Raw genomic sequence first — 24,714 nt, 5'->3', positions numbered from 1 at the left:
TCATCGCATGATGAATAAATCGGCTGTCGAGATCTCGCAGCTGCGCGTGCGACGCGGCGCGGTGCATGTGTTCGAGGGCATCGATCTCGCGATCCCCCGGGGTCAGATCACCGGTCTGTTGGGGCCGTCGGGCTGCGGCAAGACCACGCTCATGCGCTCGATCGTCGGGGTGCAGAAGATCGCTTCGGGCGATGTGACGGTACTGGGTGAGCCGGGAGGGTCGCGACAGCTGCGGCACCGCGTCGCCTACGGCACGCAAGGAGCATCGGTGTACGGCGACCTCAGCGTGCGCCAGAACCTCTCCTACTTCGCCTCGCTGCTGAAAGCCCCCAAGGGCGACGTCGACCGGGTCATCGAAGAGGTCGGTCTCGGCCCGCAGGCGGGGCAGCTCGTCGACTCCCTGAGCGGAGGACAGGCCACGCGGGTGTCACTCGCCGTGGCGCTGATCGGCTCGCCCGAACTCGTCGTGCTGGACGAGCCGACGGTCGGACTCGACCCCGTGCTGCGTGCCGAGCTGTGGACGCTCTTCCGCGGCCTGGCTGATCGGGGAGTGACGCTCATCGTGTCGAGCCACGTGATGGATGAGGCCGTGCGCTGCGACCGACTGCTGCTGATGCGCGAAGGACGGATCATCGCGGACACGACTCCGAAGGCCCTTCTCTCCGACACCGGAACCGCCGATGCCGAAGCCGCATTCCTCGCTCTGATCGAGCGTGATCGCGCGGCCGGCATCGAGGACACGCGGCGATCACGCCGTGAAGCGCGTGACCGGCATGAGGAGGTAGGAGAATGAACGGCCGCCGGATGTTCGCGACCGCCGGCCGCGTGCTCACACAGCTGCGGCACGATCCCCGGTCGATCGTCCTGATGCTCGTCGCGCCGAGCCTGCTCGTGGGCCTCTTCGCCTGGTTGTTCAGCGATCAGGAGGGCGTGTTCGATCAGTTCGGCGGCGCGATCCTGGCGCTGTTCCCGTTCATCGTGATGTTCCTCATCACATCGATCACCACCTTGCGCGAGCGCCGCTCCGGCACCCTCGAGCGTCTGATGACCACGCCCCTCGACAAGGCCGACTTCATCCTCGGCTATGCCCTCGCCTTCGGGGTGATGGCGCTGCTGCAAGCGGTCATCACGGTGTCGTTCGCGGTGGGGGTGTGCGGGCTCGATGTCGACGGGCCGCTGTGGCAGCTGGGCTTGGTCGCGATCGTCGACGCACTTCTCGGCACGGCGCTCGGGCTGCTGGCGAGTGCGTTCGCCCAGACCGAGTTCCAGGCGGTGCAGTTCATGCCGCTGCTGGTGTTCCCACAGATCATCCTCGGCGGACTGTTCATGCCCCGCGACCAGATGCCCGACGTGCTGCACGCCATCTCGGACTGGCTGCCGTTGAGCTATGCGATCGATACGATCAACGCCGTCGCGGCCGGCGATGAGGGATGGGACGTGTTCGGTCCGCTGCTCGTGGTCGTCGCGTTCGCGGTGGCGGCGTTGGTGCTGGCGTCGCTCACGCTGCGTAGACGGACGCGCTGAGGCGCCGTCCGGTCGGCGCTCAGCGTGCCGCGCGGCCCTTGGTGTGCCTGGTCGGCACCGCGGCCCAGGGGTCTTCGGGCCACGGATGCTTCGGGTAGCGCCCGCGCATCTCGGCGCGCACGTGAGCGTAGGGGCCCGACCAGAACGAGGTGAGGTCGTCGGTGACGGCGAGTGGCCGCCCGGCGGGCGAGAGCAGGTGGAAGAGCACGGGCACGCGGCCGTCGACCAGCCGCGGAGTCTCGGCCCAGCCGAAGCACTCCTGCAGCTTCACGGCGACGACGGGCCGGGCGTCCGGGTCGTCGGGGGCCGGATACGTGATGCGGATGCGGGATCCGCTGGGTACTTCGAGTCGTTCGGGGACGAGTTCATCCAGGCGCACCGCTTCTGGCCACGGCAGCAGCCGGCGCAGCGCCGACGCGAGCTCCAGCCGTGCGGCAGGGGTGCCACCGGCCAGGGAGTCGAGCTCCGGCGCGAGCCAGGCGTCGAGGTCGATGAGGAGTCCGGCATCCGACACATCAGGCCAGGGTGCTCCCAGCTCGCGGTGCAGCAGCGCCAAGCGGCATCGCAGGTCGACAGCGGCCGGGGCCCAGGTGAACATGCTCAGGCCGTCGCGCCGAAGCGTGCGGCGAACGGCGTCCCGCCCCTCTTCGGCCGATGCGCGCACCGGAGCCGAGGAACGCAGGATCGCGCCGACGCGGCTCTCGCGACGAGCCTGGACGCGACCTCCGACGAACTCCGCCTCGACACGGTCGGTGATCAGATGGCTCGCTGCCCGTTCCATCTGCTCCTCGGTGAGCGTCGCCGCGGACCGGATGATCGCGCCGGTGCCGGCAGACGCGCGCCCGGACGCCCGAGCGACGTCTGCGATGGCCAGCCACTCGACCGCCGCGAGCGGACCGGTCACTCCTGCGCGGGTTCCGGATGCCAGCAGGAAAGTCGCCCCGCCGGCGCTGCGATCCACGCGGCGGGCGACCCGCTCGGGGAACGCCAGCGCGATCACGAGGCCGACGCTGTCGAGGTCGGCGCGCACACCCGGAGTCGACGCGATCATGCGCTCGAGGCGATCGGCATCGCTGTGCCAACGACGTGCATCCGGTGTGCGCCCGCCCCGGAGGGTGATCAAAGCCTGCGCGACGTCGGAGTCCGCGGTGCGCAGGTCTCCGCCCAGAAGCGCGACGATCTCGGCGGCGAGTCGAGCACCCACCACCGGGCCGCCGTCACGGAGTGCTCTGGCGAGCCGCGGATCGGTCGGGATACGAGCCAGGGAGCGGCCCTCGTCGGTGACGCGGCCCTCGTCGTCGATCGCTCCGAGGCCGTGCAGCACCGTGATGGCGTCGGCCAGGTTTGCGGCGGGCAGCGGGTCGATCAGTCGCAGACCAGCCCCGCCCGGCGCACCCCAGCACGCGAGCAGGAGGGCCGCATCCGCAAGGTCGCTCGAGGCGATCTCGGGAGTCGGGCGTGCGGGGGCGGTGGCGTAGGTGCGTTCGTCGATGCAGCGGACGACGGTGCCTGGCCCCTGACGGGTGGCCCGACCGGCGCGCTGCACGCACGACGAGCGGGACGCTGCGGAGGTCACGAGACCGGTCATGCCGCGCCCGACGTCGCGTTGCGGGGCGCGGGCCAGGCAGGTGTCGACGACCAGCCGCACGCCCGGCACCGTGAGCGAAGACTCAGCGAGCGAGGTCGTGACGATGATGCGGGCCGACTCGTCGGGGCGTCGACCGCGGATCACGGCGTCCTGCTCGGCAGCGGGCATCTGACCGTGCAGCTCCCGCACGTCGAACGCGTCGGTGTTGTCGCGGACCCGGCGTGCGATCTCCGACACCTCGCGTGCACCCGGGGCGAAGACCAGCACGTCGGCCGCCGGGTCTTCGCGGACCAGCTCCCGGGCGGCAGATGCCGTGGTCTGCGCGACGTGATCGAGGAACCCCCAGGTGACGCCGCGCTCATCGAGGCGCGGGACGGGACTCGGGGCCCAGCGTTCGGTGAGCGGGAAGGCGGGAACGTCGTGGTCGACGATCGGAGCGGGCTCGTCGTCGGTACCGATGACGGCGGCGATACGCGCGGCGTCGAGGGTCGCCGACATGGCGATGAGCACCAGGTCGTCTCGCAGCTCGCGCACCTCAGAGAGCAGACCGATCAGGAGGTCGGTCTCGAGCGCGCGCTCGTGCACCTCGTCGATGATCACGGCATCCACGCCCGTGAGACCGGGGTCGCTCAGCAGACGTCGGAGCAGCACGCCCGCCGTGACGAACTCGACCTGCGTCTCTCGTGCGACCGCGCGCTCGCCACGGACGGTGAACCCCACGCGAGTGCCGAGCGGTGTGCCATCGAGCTGCGCGAGCCGGCGCGCGGCTGCCCTGGCGGCGACGCGCCGCGGCTGGGTGACGATCACGCGGCCGGAGGAGCGCGATGCGAGCAGTGGCGGCACCAGCGTGGTCTTGCCCGTGCCTGGAGGGGCACTCACCACCGCTGACGTGCTCGTATCGAGCGTCGTGGAGAGCTCATCGAGGGCGGCCGCGAACGAGAGTCCTGCGCCGATGGCGGCGAGGTCGAAGGCGGCGGACGTCATCCTCACAGTCTGCCCGGTCGGGAAGACAGCGGATGCCGCGACCGAATCGATCGCGGCATCCGCTGTGCTGTGGTGATGGTGCGGCTACTCCGCGTCTGCGACAGGTGAGGCGGGCGGCGGCGGAGTGCTCGATGTCGGAGTGCTCGGCGTCGAGACCCGGGTCTTCGCCGGGGCGGGAGCGCTGGCTGCAGCCACGCCCTCGCCGAAACCGCGGCCGACGGCCTGGCCCTGGATGATCCCGGCGAGGTCGAGTCCGGTTGCCGAGTGCACGCTGTCGAACACCGACCGCATCGCGATCGCGCTGTCGGCGCCGACGACCTGGGACGCACCGTCTTCGCCCGAGCTGCCGATGATGGAGACGTTGCCGATCGCCGCGTAGCCCTTGGAGAACTCCGCCATGATCGACGGCAGCACCTCGAGAACACGCTGCGAGAGGAACGCATCCTGGTTCGATGCGATGGCTTTGGCCTCGGCCTCGAGGGCGGCGGCGCGGGCATCACCCTCGGCACGGATGGCGTCTGCCTCGGCGTTGGCGCGCAGACGGCGGGCCTCGGCTTCTGCTTCGGCCTGTGCGCGAAGGGCGTTGGCCTCACCGGTCGCCTTGGCGATCGCGGCCGTGGCCTCACCATCGGCGCGGGCCTTGTCGGCCTGTGCCTGCTGCTCGGCGATGCGCGTGCGAGCCTCGGCCTGCTTGACCTGCTCGATCGCGGCGGCCTCTGCCGCCTTCTCGCGCGTGTAGAGCTCGGCCTGGGCGCGGGTCTCGGCCTCGTACCGCTGCGCGTCGGCGACGCGCTTGACGTCGGCGTCGAGCTGGGCTTGCTTGTTCTCGGCCTGCTGCTGCAGAACGGCCTGCTCTGCCTGAGCACGGGCGAGAGCCTCGGCCTGCTCCGCCTCGGCCCTGGCGCGACCGATGCCGGAGTCGGAGTTGGCCGTGTTCGTGTCGAGCGCAGTCTGCTCGATCAGGTTGGCTTCCTTGTTGGCGATGTTCTTCTGGTTGATCGCACGGTCGGCGTTGGTCTGCGAGATCTCCGCCGACTGACGCTTCGCCTGGATCTCGGGGGCACCGAGCGACTGGATGTAGCCGACCTTGTCGGTGATGCCCTTGATCTGGAACGAGTCGAGGATCAGGCCCTGCTCGGCGAGCTCCTGCGAGACGTCGGCGGCGATCTGGTCGGAGAACTTCTTGCGCTCGCGCATGAGCTCGACGACCGAGAGGGTGGCGACGATGCCACGGAGGGCACCTTCGAGCTGCTCGGTCGTGAACTGCTCGATGGCCTTGTCCTGCGAGGCGAATCGCTCGGCTGCGCGGCGGACCAGGATCGGGTCGGAGCCGATCTTCACGATCGCGACACCGTCGACGTTCAGCGTGACGCTGTCGAGCGACTGCGCCTCGGCGTTGAGGGAGACCTGGCGGGAGCGCAGCGAGATGATCTCGTGGCGCTGCGTGATCGGGTTGACGAGCGACTTGCCGTTCACGATGACCGTGACGGGCGACTCCGACATCTCTGACCTGCTCGACCCGTCGGTCGCGATGACGGCCGTCTGCACCTTCTGCTTGCGGCCCGAGATGACGAGGGCCTCGTCGGCTCGAGCGACCTTGATCCAGCTGCGTGCGAACAACAGCAGGATGAGCAGAATGACGACGGCGACGACGACGGCGATGCCGATGATGACGAAGACTCCGACGATTCCGGCGATCTCCATGAATGACCTCCCTGGTTCCCCCCGAGGGGGTGGTCTGACGTGCCGGCGACGAGCGCGGGCGTATGCACCCCACCCTGCCAGACGCAGCGCGTCCGCGACGCGACAGCCGTCATCTCAAGCCGAATGAAGTGGGAACTGCGGCACAACTGAGTGTTGTGCAGAAGCGGGCTCAGCCCTTGCGGAGCTTCTCCGCGAGGTCGCGCAGGGTACGCAGCTCGTCGTCGTCGAGGCGCGCCATGCGGTCGGCGATCGAGCGTCCGTGCACGGTGGCGAGCGAGCGGAATGCCCGTGCGCCCTCGTCGGTAGCGCGGATCAGCGCGCCGCGGCCGTCGTCGGGGTCGGCGCACTTCGCCACGAGGCCGCGGGTGACCATGCGGTCGACCAGGCGCGAGACGCTGGGCTGACTGATCAACATGTTCGAGGTGATGTCGCGCAGCCGCGCGGTCATGCCGGGGGAGCGGGTGACGGTGAGCAGCACGTCGTACTCGGCCTGTGCGATGTCGCTGTGCTCGAAGTCGCTCATCATCTCGGTGAACAGTTCGTGCTGCGCGCGGAACAGGCTCTCCCAGGCCTCCAGGGCGAGCTTGCGATCGGTCATCCTCACAGAATAGTGCGAACAGTAAAGGGCCGGTCGGAGAGGCTCCCGACCGGCCCTTGTCCCTTGCACCAAGAGTGTCCTGCAATCACATGCGGTGAGTGCCACAGCAAACATTCACCGTGTGATCACTGTATAACGGCGAGATAACGAATGCAACGGTTTGGTCACGGAAACTTCTCCGAGGCCTGCGTCAGCAGTCCCGTTCTCCTCTCCGCTCGGATGTGTGTCTGAGTTCTCCAGGTTCGGTGGTGGGCGGGGAGCACGCGATCGTGGTGCGATGATTCTGTCCCCTGGACGCGAGGTATCGGTGCGGGACCGTGCTCGGGCAGGCGGGTCGTTCGGTAGCCTGCGGGAATGGTCCTGAACCTGCGCACTGGCGATGCGACGCCCGGTCTCCTTGACAACGAGAGCGACGAGGTCGCCCCGACGTTGGGGGCGACCCTCGAGCTCACGGAACGCGGTGTGCAGTTGCGGGTGCCGTTTTTCCCGGACGTCCGACCGGGCTCCCACTTCGCGGGAATCACCGAGTGGGGTGATTTCTCCGACGACACATCGACCCGGAACTTCCTGCTGCAGACCCAGGACGGGCCCGCGCATCTATTCCAGAACCGTGTGTTCCGGCACACGAGCCATTCGGCCCGACCGAGCACCACACTGTTCGAACCCCGTGACACGGTCTTCCCAGCCGAGGCTGTCGACATGCCGGATACCCTCGCCGTGACGCGGCTGCGTTCCGACGTGGACGGGCTGCTCGCTTTCACGCGCTGGAAAAGCTGGGAGACGAAAGGCACGCATCACGAGAACGGGGTGCTGGTGCGTGCCCTCGACATTCATGTGGAGGGCACACAGCGTGTCTCCTGGAGTCAGGGCGACGCGACGATGACGTTGAGGACTCAGTGGGACACAGAGGTGCGCGACCGGCCTGACGGTCGAGGCGGGATCGACATCATCGACCGTGTCGTCCTCATGTCAGAGTTCGTTGATTCGCGTCCGGTCGCCGACCACATTCGCGAACAACGCGCGTTCCTTGACCTCGTCTCCATTGCCGTGTTCGGCAGAAGCCTGTACTTCCGTCACCACGAGATCAGTGACCCGTCGTATGGGAGCACGGTTCCCGCGGTGGCACGAGACGGGGAAGACACCTTCACCTACGAACCGTTTCACCACCTGATCACCATGGACACCCGCAACGAGGCCACCCAACCCCACCCAGACGCGCAGCGCCTCCGCGACGACATCTACCTGCCCTTGGGTGCCTTCCCGCAGCATGTCCTCGACGGATGGGGTGCCGCGTCGGACAGGTGGCAGCAATTCCTGCGTCCCCTCCGCGCTTTGCTGCGCCGTGTTCCAACAGCCCCAGACGACTTCGTCGTCACCGGATCTATCGCATTCGAGCGGGCATCCGATCTCCTCGGCCGCCAACCCGGGGAAGAGGCTACCTATCAAACCACCAAGGACGGAAAAACCCGCCCCACGGTAGCCACGGACATCTACCGGTGTCTGCACCAGCTCGGCGTCGACTGGTCGGACCTCGGAACCGATACAGTCGGCGTCGCCCGCACGATCGCGTGGCACTACAACGGGGTCAAGCACCCTCGAGGGGAAACCGCAGAATCGGAGCACCTCCTCCTGACCGCGTTCATCGTCCGCGCTGCTGTCCGATTGTTCACGCTCTGGATCGCGGACCCGACCGGGGGCCTGCTCGGGTCCGCTCGGGCGCAACACCGCGTACAGCACGTGGCCGAGTACTTCCACCTGTACGGGTTCACGCTCACGGATAACGGACGTTTCGTGGCCCTGTGACCTCGCCCCTCGCCTGTGACGGACGACGAGCATGGCGACGTCAGTCGAGGTGTGCGGACACGGGTCGGCGGCTCGCGCCGCGTTCGTAGACGATGGACACCCCGTGGGCGACACGCCACTGCTCGTGAGGGAGAGCGGCGATGAGAACTTCGAGGAGAGCGGCGGTGCGCGGGTCATCGATCAACGTCGCGGTCGACGTGTCGGTGACAGTGGTGTTGTGCAGCAGGGTCACGCCGACTTCGCCGCTGCCGAACGGCGGCACATGGTAAAACTCGAGGGCGTCGAGGAGAGGCCGCAGAGTGCCCAGTGCGGTGTCGGGGTGTGGAAGCGATGAGACATGCTCTTCGAGGACGGTGCCGACGCAGTCGAACACTTCGGTGGTTCGAGGGAGGATGGGTTCGGTGGCGTCTCGGAGCGCGGTCTGGCTGATTCCCGCATCAAGTTTCGTCATGGAGAGCAGGAATCGGGCCGTGTTGCTTGCCCGTGGCGTGCCAGCCAACGACTGGATGAGGGTGTTGCGGATGAGGCTCCGGGTGGTGGGGTCGGCGCCCGCGGCGGCGGTGAGACCGTCCGCGAACGGCTGCATGTTGCGGGGAGCGGGCCCTGTCAGGGCACGGAGGGCGACCTGCACGAGCCGGCGGAGCCATTTGGGGGTTTGGGTGGCGAGGCCGTCGTCGAGGAGAGCCGCGGCGAGTTCGGGGCCGATCGGGGTCAGCCAGCCCGGCCACGAGTCATCGGTGTCGATGTTCTCGACGATGTGGACGATCGTTTCTCGTTGCTCGTCGGTGCCGGTGGAGAACACGTAACCGGCCATGAACACCCAGGTTGCCCGCCAGTGCGGACTGGGGGCGAGGGCAATGAGTCTCTTCCGGAGGGTGGCATCGTTGGTTTTCACAAGCGAACGGGCGGCCATGAGTTCTTGCAAGCTCCGCACTTCGAAAGCGAACCCGTCGTCCTCGGCGGGCACGAGAAGGACGAGTCGTTCCGTAGTGGCTTGCATGATCCGGTCACCGATCTGGGTGCGGAGGTGGTCCGTGTCATGTTCGAGTTCGATGAGTCGCGCGTCGAGGATCTCCCGCATCTGTGTGCGGGGCATCACCGATTTCTCCCCGCCGGAGGTTTCCGCTGTGACGTGAAGGACCCGTCCGACGGTTTCGTGCAGATAGACGATGGCGTGGTTCTGGGACGCGAGGAGCTGGGCCAGCGTGGTGTGCTTTCCCGCTTCACGGGTATACATCGTGTCGAAGTACTGCGAGTACAGCTGGTATCGGTCCGCGGGGAGAGTGCCGACACGCTCGAGGATGATTGTCATGATCAGCACCTGCAGTGGTGTTTTCATCAGGCGCTGCATCGTGCTCAGGGTGAACTGGCGTTCCAACGAGGCCAGGAGTGCGTCTCGGCGGTCGGGATCGTCGGCGAGACGCCGTTCGGTGACCATGCGCCCGTAGCGTTCTGCGGTGTCCCGATCGAGCGAAGTCAGGTTCAGTTGTTGGAACCGTTCGGGCATGAATCGTTCCGCGTCGCTGGTCGGACGGGTTGTCACGACGCAGAGAAGATCGGCGTTGCTGGCCTCGAGGTCCTCCACGAAATAGGTGATCGCATCAAGCACCCGCGGGCGCACCTCGAGGGCGGTGACTTCATCAAGCCCGTCCAGGATGACAATCGACGGCCACGATGTGAGCCACCGTTTGAGGACGTTGGGTTTGATGTCGATGTCCGCACGGCGTGAGATCGTGTCGGCGAGGAACCGCAACAGTGTGAGGTCACCGCTGGGACCGATCGCGGACGCGAAGTCGGTCAGCCTGATGAGGACCGGCCATCGCCGCCCGGTCGGGGCGTCCGTCCCCAGGGTCTGAAACGCGGTCGTGGTGGCTTCGCGGACGTGTTGAGCGGTCGAGGTCAGTGATTCCTCTGCTGCGAACTGGGAACGAAGCGCCTGAGTCAGAAACTTCGTGATCGTGCTCTTGCCGCTTCCCGCACGTCCTGTGATGACGACGTGAGGCCGCTGCACCCGGTCGGGCATCGATGGTTTCAGTACGGCGCTGGAGCGGGCGAAGATTTCAGAGAGGACGGTGGATTCGGTCGTGTTCTCGTCCGTGATCTTCAGGTCGATGACGATCTGCTCGACCGATTCCCGGTCGCTGCCGCCCGCTTCTTGGAACTGCACCCAACGTTCGGCGGACAGTGCCGCTTCCGCGTGCGCGTGAAGAAAAGGGTGCAGATCCTCCGGCTTCAGCGTGTCGGAGAGCTGAGTGAGACGCTCCAGGAGATCCCCCACAGTGAGCAGAGCTTTGAAACCGTTGCGGACGGACCCGTGAGCGGTGAGGAGAGCATTGACTTTGTCACGGTGCCACACTCTAATCTGTCGCAGGCCACGCTTGCGCAAAGTGACCCTCGGGTCGCCTGGCACGGGGTGATCCAACCATTCCTGCAGATGCGCATTGAGTCTGTCGATGCCGGCGCCGGGGGAGCTGGAGATGCGGGCGTTCGTGACGAACAAGAGATAGTCCGGGAACGGCCTCCGGCTACTGAAGGTGTCCATCCATGCGCCGAGCTCCGCATCAATCTGTGTGAGAAGCCACTTGAGGTTGTTCGCCGGGTCGGGAGAGTGATGCTCGCGCTGCTTCGCTTGGATCACCGTGTACCCGTCCCAGACGTTCGAGGCGTCGGGCTCTGACCCCCACCGGATGCGCCCGCGGAAGGTGGCCTCGCGTCCCCCGTCAGGGCCTGATCCGAATGCCTCGAGACCGGCGCCGAACACCTCTTCGCACACAGCGACCGTCATCTGTTCGAACGCGCGCGGGCTCAGTTCCTCGAGTGGGTAGTCCTGGGCCATGTGTGGTTCCGTTCGTGATCTTCGAAGCGAGAGGGATCGATATGTTGCAGATCCTCTGTGTTGCATCAACCTATCGAACGGATCAGTGCCGGCTACGGGGCACACTGCGCATGGAACTCGAGAGCGCGAATTCGTGGGCCGTGTCAGCCGTCGGAACGGGCACTGAGAGCGCTGAGGATCGCAGCGAGTCCTGTCAACAGGATGCTTCGGCCTCGGCCATCGACGACGTGAAGCGAGGGCATGGCGACGGACTCTATGGGATGCCCGTCACGACCAGCGAACACGACGACACCCGTGAGAGCGGGGTACGAGAGCAGAAATGTTGTCGGGTCGCCGTGCGCGACGATGCGGATTGAAGCCAGTGGAGCGAGAGGCGTGCCCACCGAGGCTTGATAGCAGCCTCCTGATCAACCGAGTCCCAAGCGTTTGCAGGGAGTGGGACTCATCTTCACGGCTATCCGGGTGCCTCGCTCATCGACGGTGCAGCGTTACCAGAACAGCGAACGACCACCCGTCACCAACTTGATCGAATCTCGCGCCTGCACGCCGTTACCGACAAATGGATTCAAGACGGATTCACGGTGAGTGAACATAGGAAGGCATCGCCGACAGAGTAGCCATACGCGGGACGCTGTGGCACTCAGGGGGATGCGGTGGCCAACTGGGACGGTCGTGGCGACTACCGACAAGTCTCGTGAGAGAAGCACCGGGCCCGGCACCACGTCACTCACCCGTTTTTCCGGGGTGGGCGCGTCTCACGGACTGACAATCTTCATGAGAACGGACATCTACCCAAGTCCTTCTTCGCAGTTGCTGTCGTAGCGTGCTTGCGTTCTGAGCGCGTATTCCGATCCGCTGCCTGTGTGGACCAGCCAAGGGGGAAAGACGATGTACCTGTCCATGGCGGCCGACCATGTTGCGGGTGCGTCGGCTGGACGAGGGTCATCGGCTGCGAGCTCGCGCAGCCCGGAATCAGTGGGATGGTTCTTGGCCCAGTCGTACATGAGCTGGCCGGTCTCCGACCAGTCCTTCTCGTTCATCTGCCGGGCGATAGATGCGGGCATGGGCGCGTCATCCGGCGTGCCGTAGTCGTATGTGCACGAGTACGTGCGACCGTCGTCCGCGACGTATCGCAGGGCGATCGTCACGTTGGTGGAATACCCGATCGGCATCGGCGGGCCGAGCACTTTGCTGACCATCGCCAAGGCGACGGCCAAGAACACCACAGCGACAACCGACACACCGATGAACCAACGGCGGCCACGGCGCTTCACCGATGCGGGCGGGATCGGATTCGTCGGTTCAGCCACAGTGATCTCAATCGGTTCGTCTGGGCAGCCCGCGGAATCCGCGTTGCATGCTCCGGGTACGCCGCGTCAACGCTATCAGCGGCTCTTCTCCTGACGCTGGCTGCGATCAGCGATCGACGATGGTGAACAGCTGATCTGAGGGGTCGACCAGCACCTCGACCGTCTCGCTGACCTTCATGCTGCCCCATCCGGACCGGGCACGCACGTTGAAGGGCTCAAGCCCGTCGACGAAGATCCGCAGGACCAGGGAGTGTCCGTCCTCCAGCGGCTCCACGGAGAGCACGGTGGCTGTTCCGGGAACGCCGTTGGCTCGGAGCTGCCGTGTGTCACGGGCCGATGAGCGCAGCCCGGCGAGGAGGAGCAGGGCGATCAGGACGCAGAAGATCGAACCCGGCATCCATTCGCCCGCCGCTTGCGCATTCCCGCTCGCGAGGTGGAACACGCAGATCGCCGGCGCGACGAGCACCGCGGCGATGAGCAGCCACAGGAAGACGAGCACGCCGGGGCCGAGCTCGTCGGAGGCCTGGTTTCCCCGCAGGATCGGATTCGTCCGCGACATGCTCGCATCGTAGCCAGACTCCGCCCCGGGGGACAGGCCGGCGTCGCCATCGCGCATGGAAACGACTCGGCGCCGTATGGGTTCCGTCGGTATCGTCGTCGCGCGCGCGGTCCGGGAGGAGGGTGGATCCATGTCCACGGGTCATCGTCCTCAGATCAGCGACACGCTGTCATCAGCGGTGTCGGCGCGTGCGCCCCGCTGGGGCTATCTCTCGCGGACCGTGAGCCACTACGGCACGGTCGCCAGCGTGCTCGCCATCTATCCGCCGGATTCGACGGATGCGGAACGACGCCTCGCCGAAGCCCACCGGTGGTACATGCCTCTGTCGATCGGGGGCGGGGTCGTCTTCTGGGTGATCCTGACTGCGTCCGCAGCACCCCCGCTGCTTGCCGCGGTCCTCCTGGCCACCGCGCTGCTCCCGATCGGCGTCGTGCTCTCTCGGCGCTCGCGCGACATCCGCCGCCGCACGGTCACTCTGTCGTCGAGTCGCTCGGGGCTCGGTAGCGACACAGTCGAAGAGCACATGCAGCAGTGCCGTCTCGATTCCCTGCTGGAGGTGCTGGAAGATGCGGCACTCGCCTGCCGTCGGGGAGCGATCGACCGCGCCGGGTTCGACAGCGTCTGGCGCGCGTCGTACGCGCACGCCACCGCTATAGTGACCGCGTCCTCACGGCGAGCAAAATAGGGGCATGCTCTCCGTTCGCGTCAGCGTCTCTCAGCCTCTCTCGCCCCAGGCGCAAGAGAGCCTCGCGCAGGATCCGACCGTCTGCGACCTCACCGTCCTCCCCGGCGCCGCTATGGAGGGTCATGGCGATGTGCTCCTGTTCGAGATGACCAGGGAGAATGCGAACAACATCATGCGGTCGCTGCGGCACCTCGGCATCCCCGTGGAGGGGAGCATCGTCGTCTCCGAACCGCTGGTCGTGGTGTCGAACGCCGCCGATCGCGCCGAGAGCCTCGCCCCAGGGCATCCGGCCGATGGCGTGCTCTGGGCGCAGGTCGCGGGCAAGGCCGAGGAAGACGCGCGCCCGTCCGTCTCATTCTTCGTGTTTCTGCTCCTCGCCACACTGATCGCCGGTGTCGGTCGGCTGCTCGACCAGCCGATCCTCATCATCGGAGCGATGGTCGTCGGGCCGGAGTTCGCCCCGATCGCGGCGATCTCGTATGCGATCGTCCGCCGTCGCCGTGGCATCATCATGCCAGCCTTGGGCACGCTTCTCGGAGGCTTCGCGGTCTGCGCTGTGCTCGCCTGGGGGATCTGGGCGTTCCTGTACTCATTGGGCGTCATCACCTATGCGCAAGCGACCACCGGGCCGGCGACAGAGTTCATCGTCGCCCCGGATGCCTGGTCTTTCGTCATCGCGCTCCTCGCGGGTATCGCGGGCGTCCTCTCGCTTACGACGGCGAAGTCGTCGGCGCTCGTCGGTGTATTCATCTCCATCACCACGGTGCCGGCGGTCGGAACCATCGGACTAACCCTTGCCGTGGGGGCCTGGGATGAGGCGCGTGGGTCCGGGATCCAATTGCTCGTGAATCTCGCAGGTCTGCTCATCGCCGGTGTCGTGACGCTCTACGTACAACTTGTCGCAGGGCGTTGGCAGGGCTTGCGTGCGGCCCGGCTCCGCAAGCCACGCCGTCAGAGAAGCAGCACCCGTCTGCGGATGCTCAGCATCGAAGACGATGGGCGTCCTTCGAGGCCTGATCAAGAGAAGCTCTAGATCGAAGACTGTGGCGCGGAGCCCGGCTGGTGCCGACTACTCGGCGGCCGGGCCGCCCAGATACTTGCGGCAGGGTCCGCCTGCGTCCTTGTCGTCGTCCGACGATTCGGCGACATGTGCGCGCGGCACGACCTGGCTCAGTGAGAGCGTGCCGGTGCAGGCGAACACCACGAGGTCTCCCGGCGATGACGTCTTCGGCAGCCGGGCGCGCAGCCGGGCATCTCCCTCGGAGGAGCGGAGGATCGTCGGCACCAGGTCTCGGGCGCGCGGAGACTTCAGGAGCTCGATGTGGGTGACCAGGGGGATGATCGCGCGCAGATCGCAGTCGACGGTCACCGCGAGGTCGTGCCATCCGTGACGTGCTTCGCGGGCGGTGATCCGTCCGACCACCAACGTCACGTGTGCATCCGCTTCGGGGTGAACGGCTGATGCATCCACCGGCGCGATCAGCACGTAGGGCGTGTGTCGGTCTCGTGCGAGATCGGTCAGCGACCGTCCGGCGACGAGGATGTCGTGCGTGCCGATCACCGTGTCCGTCGGCCACAGCTTCCGAACGTCACGTCGGGGGTCGTTCCAGACGAAGGCGGTCGCGTGCAGCACCGTGTGCAGCACGGTCATCGCGTCACCGCCGCGGGCAGGCCGACGGAGATCGTCGGGTGTGGACGCACTCTGCGCAACGTGACCGCACCGGCGCACGGGACGACCACGACATCGCCCTCCCGAAGATCGGCAGGCAGCATCGCGACCGGATGCGGCCATGCTGCGCCGCCATCCTCGGCTGGGATCAGCTCGATCGGCGTCGTCCGTGCCGTGGAGGCGCGGCCGATGAGGCGGCACTCCTCCCACCTGGCATCGATTCCCTCGAAAGAGCAGTCGGTCAGGGCGATGCGCTTGTTCTCCTGGGTGTCGACGCGCAGGGTGATGCGGAACAGCAGCACGGTCACGTCGGTTCCCGTGGTGGGCAACGGCAGGTCTCCCGTGAGCACGGCGGGCGAACCGCTGATCTCGAACAGGCGCATCAGTGAGATGCCCCCGACCACGACATCCCTGGTCGTCGGCTCCGAGTGCACCGGCCACTTCCAGCGGTCCAGGGGCGAGGCGATGCTCTGTCGTAGCGTGGGGAGGATCTCGGTGAGGGTCATGACTCCGTCCTACGCCTCGTCGATCGTGCCGGTGAAGTGACCTCATGGAAGCCATACGCCTATGCGCGTATCGCTCACGTCATCCATTCACCTGCGGACGCGGTGGGGGAGAACCCTCCGCACGAAGTCGCACCCGAAGCCGAGGGGTCGTCCGCGCAGCGAGAGCATCTGCCCGACGAGGTCTCGGGGCAGCACGTGCACGATGCCGACCATGATCGGTTCCACCTGCTCGAGCTCGCCACCGTCATCCATGTCGACATCCCCGTCGAAGACGTCGACATAGAGAGTCGTGGTGTCTCCCCAGGCGCCCGTCAGACCGCGACGCAGGTACTTCGTTCCGACGACCACCAGCTCGCGGCCCTCTGCCGACCGTGCGCGCAGGCGATAGCGCATGATGCGTCGTTCCCCGTCGTGGATCAGGATGTCGGCCTTCCCCGCTGTCACTGCACCTTCGAAGCCGGGTGCCACGATCCGGCCGCCGCGGACATCACCGCGGAAGCCGTCCTCCGCGTCCTGCGGTTCGGGCAGACGCATCCGCAGATCCAGGAGCAGCAGCGGACCAGCATCCCCACTCCGGGTCGCCCTCTCGTGGTCGGCGACGAGTGCGGTGAGTGACTCCTGCCCGGAGCGGCCGGTCGGCGAAGCCGGTGCCACGGTGCCGCGCATCGTCTCCGTGAAGGTGGTCACTCGCATGCCGTGCTCACCTCCGGCGCCTGTGCCGGAGCCGGGCGCGACCCCACGGCATCCGCGACGAAGTCGACCATGGCGTCGCGGGCGGCCGCGCCGATCGGCCATGCTTCGAGGTCGGCGCCGTGGCGTGATCCGGCGCACTGCACCACCGTGACCGCAGCGCTGTCCTGCGGAGCGATCTCCTCCGCCCACGTCCGGATCCCCGTCGGGTCCACGTAGAGATCCTCGGCAGGGTCCGAGAGCACGACCAGGGTGTCGAGGCCATTCGGCAAAGGCGTCGAACGGCCGATCGCCGCCTGGCTGAGCAGCCGTCCCGCGAACACCGGATTCAGGAACGGAGACGCCGGAGTAGGTGGTCCAGCGACCGGGGCGCTGAGATCGTGCGTGAGCGCGCGCAGCTTTGACACACCGTCTCCGCCGCTGAAGGGCAGCGGCACGAGCGCCGGATTCTCGACAGCGAGCGCGGCGAGCGGACGGGACAGCGCCGCAGAGTATTCGGGAGTCTGTGCGATCCTCGTCGCCAGCAGACCGCCGAACGACCACCCGGAGAGCACGAGCGGGCGCTCGTCGGAATCGCGCGTGGTCTTCTCGACGAGGCCGGTGAGCGCGGCGAGATCGGCGAAGCTCCACACATCGATCGGTCCGGCATCGGTCAGCCCGTGCGAAGGGAGATCGTAGGAGATCACCCGCACCCCCGACGCGGCGAATGCGAGGAACAGCTCTCGGTGGTTGTCGAGCCGGTCGGCATGTCCGTGCAGGAAGATCAGATCCGCGACCGGCTCACCCTCCGGCTCGAGCACACCGATGCGCACCGTGCCCTCGCGTCCGCTGATGCCGGAGACGTCGATCCTCGAGGTGACGAGCCCCGGAACCACCGTGGACTGCTCCGTCGACTGTTCCGTCGGGTCCGTGGCGGTGTCGGCCGGTGCAGAACTCGTCGACGGTGTGCGTGCCGTGCCGGGGTCGAGAACGGCGACCACGGCGAGCGCAGCAGCAAGGAGGACGACGAAGAGTGCGCGGATCATGAGAGTGCTCCTTCGATGGGCGAGGCCCCGACCGCCTGATGCAGGATGCCCGATTCGCGTATCTTCGCTGCACCTCTCTCGGCGAGCGCGGCGATCGTCAGCGCGGGGTTCGCGCCGACGGATCGGGGGCAGATCGCGCCATCGAGCACGTAGAGCCCCTCGTGGATCCCGCCCGACGGAGCGAACACCCGGCCGCCGTCGTCGACGACACCCTGCTCGACGGACTCCGCCATGGGCGCCCCTCCCAACGGATGCACCGTGATAGGAGAGCGTGCGGCGATGCCACGGTTCAGCACGGCATGGCGCGGGTTCGTGACGAACGTCGATTCCGCGTACTCGCTCAGGGCCGCGAAGTCCGCGTGCTGCGCCTTGTACACCTCCTGTTGACCGGCATTCGTCCAGCGGATGACCGGCTCCCCTCGCGCGTCGAGGCGCACCACCCCCGCGGCGGAGTCGTTTCCCATCGCGAGCCAGGTCTGGGAGTGCTCCAACGCACTGCATCCCACGGGGCATCCGCCCGGCCGCAGATCGCAGTACACCCGGCTGTCGCGGGCCAGGGCGAAGCGCGCCCCGAGCAGTCGTCGCAGCAGCTGCGCGATGGGCCAGGGAACCGCTGCGTCCTGCACGACATAGCCGGGTGATTCTGTTCGCATGTCGAGCATCCGCGTGATCGTGGGACCGACGTCCAGGTCGGGATTCTGCTGGTCGGCCGCACCGATTCCTGACTGCCGGACGGTCGCGGAGTTGTAGGAGATCGCGATCGCATCGCCGTTTCCGGAGAATCGGGTACCCAGCGCCGTGGACAGGGGCAGGCCCGCCCGCGCGCTGCGCAACAGGATGCCCGTGGAGCCGAGCGCTCCGGCGGCGAGTACCACCACGTCGGCATCCAGAGTGAATTCGACTCGTCGGTAGTGGGTGAGCTCGTACTCATAGCGCCAGCCGGTGAGACGCCAACGGTGCGTCGGATCGGGGGAGGGCACGATCGTCCGCACCTCGGTCCTCGTGACGATGGCCGCCCCTCGTCGGGCAGCGAGAGGCAGGTAGCTCGCATGCACCGTCGTCTTCGCGCCGATGTTGCATCCGGTCATGCAGTTGCCGCACCCGGTGCACGATGTCTGGTGGAAGCCGAATCCGTTCTCCCCCGGTGGGCGATGCGAGATGGCCACGGGGACGGCGGTGACAGCGACCCCGTGTCGCCGGGCGAGCTTCTCGAGCGGTCGAGTCCGGTCGGGCGGAGTGGTGACGGTCGTCGGTTTCAGCACCTCGAGCACGCGCTCCACATGAGGGGCGAGCTCGTCGGCATCGATCGGCGCCGGCCACACGTCGTCGAACACGTCGGGCAGTGGTTGCAGCATCACACCTGCGTTGATGAGCGATCCGCCGCCGAGGCCGCATCCGACCAGGCGATCGACGTCCGTTCCCAGGGCGAGGTCGAACAGGCCCATCGGGTTGCGGGGCGTTCGCACGTTCCGCTGCACCGTGCTCCAGGAATCGGGGAACTCGCCGGGGAGCCACTCCCGCCCGCGTTCGAGTATCAGCGTCTCACCGGGAGGGAGGTCTGCGGCGATCCGAGCCGCGACCACGCCTCCGCCGTATCCGCTGCCGATGACGACGGCGCGCGCCGTTCTCGGCAGGGTGTCCGTTTCCAACCTCTGCCAGGTCATGCTGCGGGCTCCGTCGTGTCGGCGCCGGCGGATGCTCCGGCAGTCGATGCGTCCTCGAGGATGAGGTCAGCTGCGCGCTCACTCAACGCGAACAGAGCCATCAGAGGGAACAGCCCGGGGATCTTCGGGAACACCGAGGCGTCGACGACGCGGAGTGCTTCGGTCCCCTGCACACGGAAGTGCGAGTCGAGGGCAGCCGCGGGGTCGCCCACCTTCCCCATCGGCACCGTGCAGCTGGCATGGTGCCCCCAGGCATCGCGGCGGATGAGTCCGTCGAGCTCTGACCCCTCGACGCCCTCGCCGGGATAGACCTCGCGGTCTGTGGCTGCATCTGCGAATCGCAGCGACCGTGCCCGCTCGTTGATCTCCCTCGCTTTGGCGATCCCCTCGCGAAGTGCCTCCAGATCGCGCGACGTCGACTCGGTGTCGCGGCCGTCCGCGAAGTAGGCGAAGTTGATGTCGGGCACATCGGTCGGGTCCGCAGAGCGCAACCTGACTCGACCGGTCATGCTCTCCTGGAAGCCGCGCACGACGGCCCAGTTGAAGTGACGCTTGCTGGCCACGCCGTCTTCCGCGAACCCCGGTCGGTAACCCGTGAACTGCGAGGGCGCGCCGAACAGGAAGAGCTCCGGATGCTCGCTCCCCTGTGAGTACCGCTCTTTGAGCCCGATGAGAAGACCGTTGGAGCGGTAGAGCGCGTTCGGGTCGCCCGCACGCCACTTCGACAGCTCGAGGTCGCCCGCACGCCCGTAGGTCGCGTCTTTCAGGACGGCGAAACGGCGGTCGAACTCGGTGACGACCGTCATCTCGTAGCGGTCCTGCAGATTGCTGCCGACGGCGGGGAGATCGACGACGACCGGAATGTTCTGTTCGGCGAGCTGTTCGGTGTCGCCGACTCCCGACAGCATGAGCAGCTGGGGCGTGTTGTAGGCGCCGGCCGCGAGGATCACCTCTCGACGTGCGGTCACGCGTCGTCGGACGCTGTCTCGCTCCGCACTCGTCAGAGCAACCTGACGGGGGCTCGCCGCATACGCGTAGGGGGCGAGCAGCAGCTCGACGCCGATCGCTCGCGGGGCATCCGCGCCCGGTTCGAACAGCACCCGTTCGACGAGCGCATCGGTCTGGAAGAACAGCCTGTCCTTCAGCTTGGGTGCGGCCTCCAGGAGTCGCTCCCGCACCCCGTAGCGCTTTCCGCCGCGAGAGGACTGGGGGATGAGAGCCGCCCCCTCGCGGTAGGCCTGCACCGAGGCGGGGTTGTTCGGATCGAGCAGCGTGCCGCCGATCTCGCCGCGGTTCAGATCGACATCCGTCGGGGGCAGGGCCTGATCGGCGGTGTCGGCGACCGCTGCCGTCACCAGTCGCGCGAGGGTCTGGTCCTGGCTGAGGATGCTCGCCGGACTCGTCTCGATCGGAAGCCACTCCCGCACTCGGTCCTGGTATCGCGCCATGAACCCGGCATTCCAGGACGGGTCGCCGGTGATGCGCCCGATGCGATTCCAGTCGTCGTCTTCGGGGGCGAGCATCAGCAGGGCGTGGTGCGCGGTGCATCCGCCCAGAGTCGAGGCGCGCGGGTAGAGCACTCCTCCGCGTTCGCGGACGAACGCCGAGCCGTGTGCGGCCGGGTCGGTGTAGTGGCTGACGTAGTAGTCCCAGCTCATCTCGGGATCGGAGGACGCGAACAGGTGGAACGCCGGCACTTCGTAGACATCGGCGGTGGTCGTCGCCGGTCCCGCCTCTATGACGAGTACCGTGTAGCCGGCTTCGGCGAGCCGGACCGCGAGTGGCCCTCCGCCAGCGCCGGCCCCGACCACGATGTAGTCGTAGTCTCGTTCGGTCTCGAGCGCATCGGTCGGTGTGACGTCGCGACGAGGGCCTGCCGTGTCTGGTGTCGCCGGAGAGTTGCGTATCGAGGTCGCTGCCGCGAGCGCACCGGCCCCCAGCGCGACGAGCCCGCCGCCGAGGAACTGCCGTCGGTTCAGACGCGTCATCTCGCCACCGCCTCATCGACGGTGATCGGCGTTCCGTCTCGCGGCGGCCGGTCGTCTTCCGGCAGGTCAGCGACCGCTTCCGTGCGACCGCGAGGAGGAACGGGCTGCATGCGCAGCACCAGCACGATGATCGTCAGCCCGCACACGGCCAGCATCACCGCGGCGCCTCCCGGGGCCGGAGCTGCGAGCAGTACCAGCGCGACGCCGTCGAGCGCCATCGCGAGTGCGAGGTGCACGGTCTTGCGAGAGAACGGCGCCGTGCGCCACATCATGCGCGACAGCAGGACGAACAGGACCGCCGGCGTCAGCAACGCCGGGATCGGGGCGGGCAGCAGCACCTGTGCCGCAACCGATGCCCAGAGCAGGCCGCCGTATCCGATGACGGCCCAGGCGCCCGCTCGATGCCGGCGGAACACCAGCACCGCTGCGGCGATGCTGAGCGCGCAGAGGCCGGTGAGCAGCCCCGGCCACGGGTCTTCCGGTCGGAAGATCTCGGCGACCACGGGGATGCTCCCCAGCGCCGCCTGCGCGATGAGGACGATGACGATCGTCGGGCGCATCACGCCCCAGATACGAGGATCGGGCACCCGGCGCGTGATGATGCTCCCGAGGAGCGACGCGAGTGCGACCATTCCGGCCAACGTGGCGATGTCGCCCCCATCGACGGCGAGAGCGTCGTGTGTGAGCGGGTGCACGAGCAGCGTCGCACCGACCGGAAGGATGAGGGCGGTCGCGATGACGACCGACGCGGAGTAGCCGACCGCCCCGAGCCACCAGAGGCCGATCGCCGCGAGAACGATCAGCGGCAGGGGCGGGATGCCGTACAGGAAGGCGATCGCCGCCCAGATCAGCGAGCCGAGCTGCACCACGGCCAGGTGGACGCCGCTTCGGAAGGCGCCGGCGACGACCGTGTTGAGCACGATCGCGACGAGCAGCGTGGTGCTGAGCGCACCGCCCCATCCGAAGAGGTTGCTCCACGCCAGCACGAGCAGCACGATGAGGAACCCCGCCCACCCCGCCCAGATGCGGGACGCGGCCAGTGCCCCGCGGCGGCTCGCCGCGACGGCGAGTGCCAGGAGCACAGCGGTGACGATCGTGAACACGAGCGGATACACCAGCGCCGGGATCACCGGAAGCAGGTCGGAGACGATCACGACGATCGCGGCGCCGCACACCAGCACCCCGATGTTGACGGCGATGATCCGACTGGGCGAAGGGTGTGAGCGGCTGTGTGGCATGGCAGGGTCCCCGGTGTTGATGGTGCCGGGGAGGATCCCCGAGCGATCGAACGCTCGAAACGCTATCCGCGGACTGTGCGTCAGAACCCCCGTACCACCGAGTTGTTTCAACCCTGTAAGGACTCGGCGCGCGCGGGCGGGACATGGTCCAGGATGCGCGTTCTCGGCATGACAGGATCAGGACATGAGTGCACAGGACATCCTCTTCGTCGGTGGCAGCGGCGTCATCAGCACGGCTTCGGTGCAGCGGGCGGTGGAGCTCGGGCATCGGGTCACCGTGCTCAACCGCGGCCGCTCCGGCGAACGTCGGCTGCCGGGCGAGGTCGAGCTGCTGCAGGCCGACATCCGTGACGACGACGCGGTGCGGGCTGCCCTGGGCGCTCGGGAGTTCGACGTCGTGGCGCAGTTCACGTCGTTCACGCCCGCGCATGTGCAGGCCGACATCGAGCGCTTCGCCGGCCGCATCGGCCAGTACGTGTTCATCAGTTCGGCCTCGGCGTATCAGAAGCCGCCACTGCGCTTCCCGATCACCGAGTCGACCCCGCTCCGAAACCCGTTCTCGGCGTATGCGAGGGACAAGATCGCGTGCGAAGACACCCTCACCGTCGCCTACCGCGATCAGGGATTCCCGGTCACCATCGTTCGCCCTTCCCACACCTACGACCGCACCAGCATGCCCACTCTCGCGGGGTGGAATGACGTGGTGAGGATGCGCGAGGGTCGGCCCGTCCTCGTCCACGGAGACGGCACCTCGCCGTGGACCATCACGCACACGACCGACTTCGCGGTGGGGTTCGTCGGTCTGTTCGGACGACGCGACGCATTGGGCGACACGTTCCACATCACGGGCGACCAGGCACCGACGTGGGACCAGATCTACACGTGGCTGGGCGACGCTGCAGGGGCTCGGCCCGAGCTGGTGCACGTGTCCTCGGACGCGATCTCCGCCATCAGGCCAGCCCTCGCGGCCGACCTGCACGGCGACAGAGCTCATCCGATGGTCTTCGACAACACGAAGATCCGTCGCATCGTGCCCGAGTTCCAGCCCCGAGTGCCGTTCTGGGCCGGCGCCGAGGAGATCATCGCGTACCACGACGCCACCCCGGCCCGGCAGGTGGTCGACGCCGAACTCGACGCCGATCTGGACCGGATGATCGCGACCGTCCGCGGCTAGAGGCAACGACCGTTCAGGACCGGACCGGTGCCCCGATCGCAAGCCGCTGATCGGCGAGGGGGCAGCTGAAGACATCGCGCTCCCCGAGCCCGACGCGGTTGATGTAGCGCACGACGATCGCGTACGACGCGAACAGACCCGTCTGCGTGTACGGCACCCCGTGGGCCTCGCAGTACTCGGCGATGATCGGTGCCGCGCGACGCAGGTGCGGCCGCGGCATCGACGGGAACAGGTGATGCTCGATCTGGTAGTTCAGCCCGCCCATGGCGACATCCAGTGCGCGGGTGCCGCGGACGTTCCGGCTCATCAGCACCTGACGGCGGAGGAAGTCCAGCGTCAGGTCGCGCGGAACCACCGGCATCCCCTTGTGGTTCGGGGCGAACGCGATGCCCATGTAGAACCCGAAGAGACCGAGCTGCACGGCGAGGAACACGAAGGCGATCCCGGGGGAGAGCACGAGGAACACGATCGCCAGGTATCCGATCATGCGGATGCTCAGGAACGCGATCTCCACCCGTCGACGCTCGAGTCGACCCCGCGTGACGACCCGACGCACACTCGAGGCGTGCAGGGAGATCCCCTCGAAGAAGAGGATGGGGAAGAACAGGAGTCCCTGGTGTCCGCGCATCCACTGCACGGCAGGACTGTGATGTCGGGCGGCGGTCTCGGCGGTCACCGCGATGACCGGGAGCTCGATGTCAGGATCGGAGCCGAGCTTGTTGGGGTTGGCGTGGTGCCGCGTGTGCTTGTGCTGCCACCATCCGTAGCTCATCCCGACGAAGAGATCGCCGAGGACGAGGCTGGTCCAGTCGTTCCAGCGGCCGGACACGAAGATCTGTCGGTGCGCTGCGTCATGCCCGAGGAAGGCGATCTGCGTGAAGACGATCGCGAGAGCCGCAGCCGTGAACAGCTGCCACCAGCTGTCGCCGATCCAGAAGAAGCCGATGAGGCACGCGGCGAGAACCAGCGGTGCGCCCACGAGCTTCGACCAGTAGTAGCCGTATCGTCGGCGCAGCAGTCCACGATTGCGGATCTGCTGAGCCAGTTCGGTGAATGTGCTCGATGTCCGGTTCACGCTGTCGCGTGGACAGGTGCGGACGGTCGGGCGGATGTCGCCCATGATGACCTCTTCTCCGGCGTCGCCCTGAGGCGGCGGAGGGTCGTCCTGA

The 24,714-nt window shown here is 67.4% G+C and carries 20 protein-coding genes; 6 read left to right on the top strand and 14 right to left on the bottom strand.

Going from position 1 to position 24,714, the window contains the following annotated elements; translation table 11 throughout:
- Positions 1-7: 7 nt before the first annotated feature.
- Both CQ040_RS11380 and CQ040_RS11375 read left to right on the top strand, forming a co-directional pair.
- Positions 8-793 (top strand): ABC transporter ATP-binding protein, encoded by a 786-nt coding sequence (locus tag CQ040_RS11380; RefSeq protein WP_105526452.1) that lies wholly within the window; start codon positions 8-10, stop codon positions 791-793.
- Complete coding sequence (locus CQ040_RS11375; RefSeq protein WP_105526453.1) at positions 790-1,524, top strand: ABC transporter permease; 735 nt, start codon at positions 790-792, stop codon at positions 1,522-1,524. Before CQ040_RS11380 ends, CQ040_RS11375 begins: the two co-directional genes overlap by 4 nt.
- Before the next feature lie 19 nt (positions 1,525-1,543).
- Here CQ040_RS11375 and hrpB read toward each other — a convergent pair whose 3' ends face one another.
- From hrpB to CQ040_RS11360, 3 genes are all read right to left on the bottom strand, one after another.
- Complete coding sequence (hrpB, locus tag CQ040_RS11370; RefSeq protein ID WP_105526454.1) at positions 1,544-4,096, bottom strand: ATP-dependent helicase HrpB; 2,553 nt, start codon at positions 4,094-4,096, stop codon at positions 1,544-1,546.
- An 84-nt stretch (positions 4,097-4,180) separates the two neighbouring features.
- A complete protein-coding gene (locus CQ040_RS11365) occupies positions 4,181-5,800 on the bottom strand; it encodes a flotillin family protein (RefSeq protein ID WP_105526455.1) in 1,620 nt (539 codons plus the stop codon).
- A gap of 169 nt (positions 5,801-5,969) precedes the next feature.
- Positions 5,970-6,398: a MarR family winged helix-turn-helix transcriptional regulator gene (locus CQ040_RS11360; RefSeq protein ID WP_105526456.1), complete on the bottom strand. Its 429-nt coding sequence runs from the start codon at positions 6,396-6,398 to the stop codon at positions 5,970-5,972.
- Positions 6,399-6,752: 354 nt separating this feature from the next.
- On the opposite strand from CQ040_RS11360, the gene CQ040_RS11355 reads away from it, so the two are divergent.
- Positions 6,753-8,201 carry a hypothetical protein gene (locus CQ040_RS11355; protein ID WP_105526457.1) on the top strand — a complete coding sequence of 483 codons (1,449 nt, stop codon included), beginning with the start codon at positions 6,753-6,755 and terminating at the stop codon, positions 8,199-8,201.
- A 40-nt stretch (positions 8,202-8,241) separates the two neighbouring features.
- On the opposite strand, the gene CQ040_RS11350 is transcribed toward CQ040_RS11355, so the two are convergent.
- The 3 genes from CQ040_RS11350 to CQ040_RS11335 all read right to left on the bottom strand — a co-directional run bounded on the left by CQ040_RS11350 (position 8,242) and on the right by CQ040_RS11335 (position 12,906).
- Complete coding sequence (locus CQ040_RS11350; RefSeq protein ID WP_105526458.1) at positions 8,242-11,037, bottom strand: NACHT domain-containing NTPase; 2,796 nt, start codon at positions 11,035-11,037, stop codon at positions 8,242-8,244.
- A gap of 788 nt (positions 11,038-11,825) precedes the next feature.
- Positions 11,826-12,347, bottom strand: coding sequence for a hypothetical protein (locus CQ040_RS11340; protein ID WP_105526460.1), 522 nt, complete (start codon positions 12,345-12,347; stop codon positions 11,826-11,828).
- 106 nt (positions 12,348-12,453) lie between these two features.
- The gene (locus tag CQ040_RS11335; protein ID WP_146113871.1) at positions 12,454-12,906 is read right to left on the bottom strand and encodes a hypothetical protein; all 453 of its coding nucleotides are present in this window, start codon (positions 12,904-12,906) and stop codon (positions 12,454-12,456) included.
- A gap of 130 nt (positions 12,907-13,036) precedes the next feature.
- Here CQ040_RS11335 and CQ040_RS11330 point away from each other — a divergent pair, with 130 nt between their 5' ends.
- Together CQ040_RS11330 and CQ040_RS11325 are read left to right on the top strand one after the other, a co-directional pair.
- Positions 13,037-13,591, top strand: coding sequence for a DUF6611 family protein (locus tag CQ040_RS11330; RefSeq protein ID WP_146113872.1), 555 nt, complete (start codon positions 13,037-13,039; stop codon positions 13,589-13,591).
- Between the two features lie 4 nt (positions 13,592-13,595).
- Positions 13,596-14,624, top strand: coding sequence for a DUF389 domain-containing protein (locus tag CQ040_RS11325; protein ID WP_105526463.1), 1,029 nt, complete (start codon positions 13,596-13,598; stop codon positions 14,622-14,624).
- Between the two features lie 36 nt (positions 14,625-14,660).
- Here CQ040_RS11325 and CQ040_RS11320 read toward each other — a convergent pair whose 3' ends face one another.
- The 7 genes from CQ040_RS11320 to CQ040_RS11290 form a co-directional block, all read right to left on the bottom strand.
- On the bottom strand, positions 14,661-15,242 hold the full coding sequence (locus CQ040_RS11320) for a hypothetical protein (RefSeq protein ID WP_105526464.1): 582 nt from the start codon (positions 15,240-15,242) through the stop codon (positions 14,661-14,663).
- Positions 15,239-15,766, bottom strand: coding sequence for a hypothetical protein (locus CQ040_RS11315; protein ID WP_105526465.1), 528 nt, complete (start codon positions 15,764-15,766; stop codon positions 15,239-15,241). The genes CQ040_RS11320 and CQ040_RS11315 overlap by 4 nt, the downstream gene beginning before the upstream one ends.
- 87 nt (positions 15,767-15,853) lie before the next feature.
- Positions 15,854-16,459, bottom strand: a complete 606-nt coding sequence (locus CQ040_RS11310) for a hypothetical protein (protein WP_105526466.1) — start codon at positions 16,457-16,459, stop codon at positions 15,854-15,856.
- Positions 16,450-17,481 carry an alpha/beta hydrolase gene (locus CQ040_RS11305; RefSeq protein WP_105526467.1) on the bottom strand — a complete coding sequence of 344 codons (1,032 nt, stop codon included), beginning with the start codon at positions 17,479-17,481 and terminating at the stop codon, positions 16,450-16,452. The genes CQ040_RS11310 and CQ040_RS11305 overlap by 10 nt, the downstream gene beginning before the upstream one ends.
- The gene (locus CQ040_RS11300) at positions 17,478-19,145 is read right to left on the bottom strand and encodes a GMC family oxidoreductase N-terminal domain-containing protein (protein ID WP_105526468.1); all 1,668 of its coding nucleotides are present in this window, start codon (positions 19,143-19,145) and stop codon (positions 17,478-17,480) included. The genes CQ040_RS11305 and CQ040_RS11300 overlap by 4 nt, the downstream gene beginning before the upstream one ends.
- Positions 19,142-21,133 carry a GMC family oxidoreductase gene (locus CQ040_RS11295; protein ID WP_105526469.1) on the bottom strand — a complete coding sequence of 664 codons (1,992 nt, stop codon included), beginning with the start codon at positions 21,131-21,133 and terminating at the stop codon, positions 19,142-19,144. The genes CQ040_RS11300 and CQ040_RS11295 overlap by 4 nt, the downstream gene beginning before the upstream one ends.
- Complete coding sequence (locus CQ040_RS11290) at positions 21,130-22,371, bottom strand: hypothetical protein (RefSeq protein ID WP_105526470.1); 1,242 nt, start codon at positions 22,369-22,371, stop codon at positions 21,130-21,132. Before CQ040_RS11290 ends, CQ040_RS11295 begins: the two co-directional genes overlap by 4 nt.
- A gap of 184 nt (positions 22,372-22,555) precedes the next feature.
- Here CQ040_RS11290 and CQ040_RS11285 point away from each other — a divergent pair, with 184 nt between their 5' ends.
- On the top strand, positions 22,556-23,545 hold the full coding sequence (locus tag CQ040_RS11285) for an SDR family oxidoreductase (protein WP_105526471.1): 990 nt from the start codon (positions 22,556-22,558) through the stop codon (positions 23,543-23,545).
- 13 nt (positions 23,546-23,558) lie between these two features.
- On the opposite strand, the gene CQ040_RS11280 is transcribed toward CQ040_RS11285, so the two are convergent.
- Positions 23,559-24,665: an acyl-CoA desaturase gene (locus CQ040_RS11280; protein WP_105526472.1), complete on the bottom strand. Its 1,107-nt coding sequence runs from the start codon at positions 24,663-24,665 to the stop codon at positions 23,559-23,561.
- Positions 24,666-24,714 lie beyond the last annotated feature (49 nt).

Origin of the sequence: Microbacterium sp. MYb54 (assembly GCF_002979515.1) — a bacterium.
GTDB lineage: Bacteria > Actinomycetota > Actinomycetes > Actinomycetales > Microbacteriaceae > Microbacterium.
The sequence above is the reverse complement of the archived record's forward strand: the minus strand, read 5'-3'. Positions and strand labels throughout refer to the sequence as shown.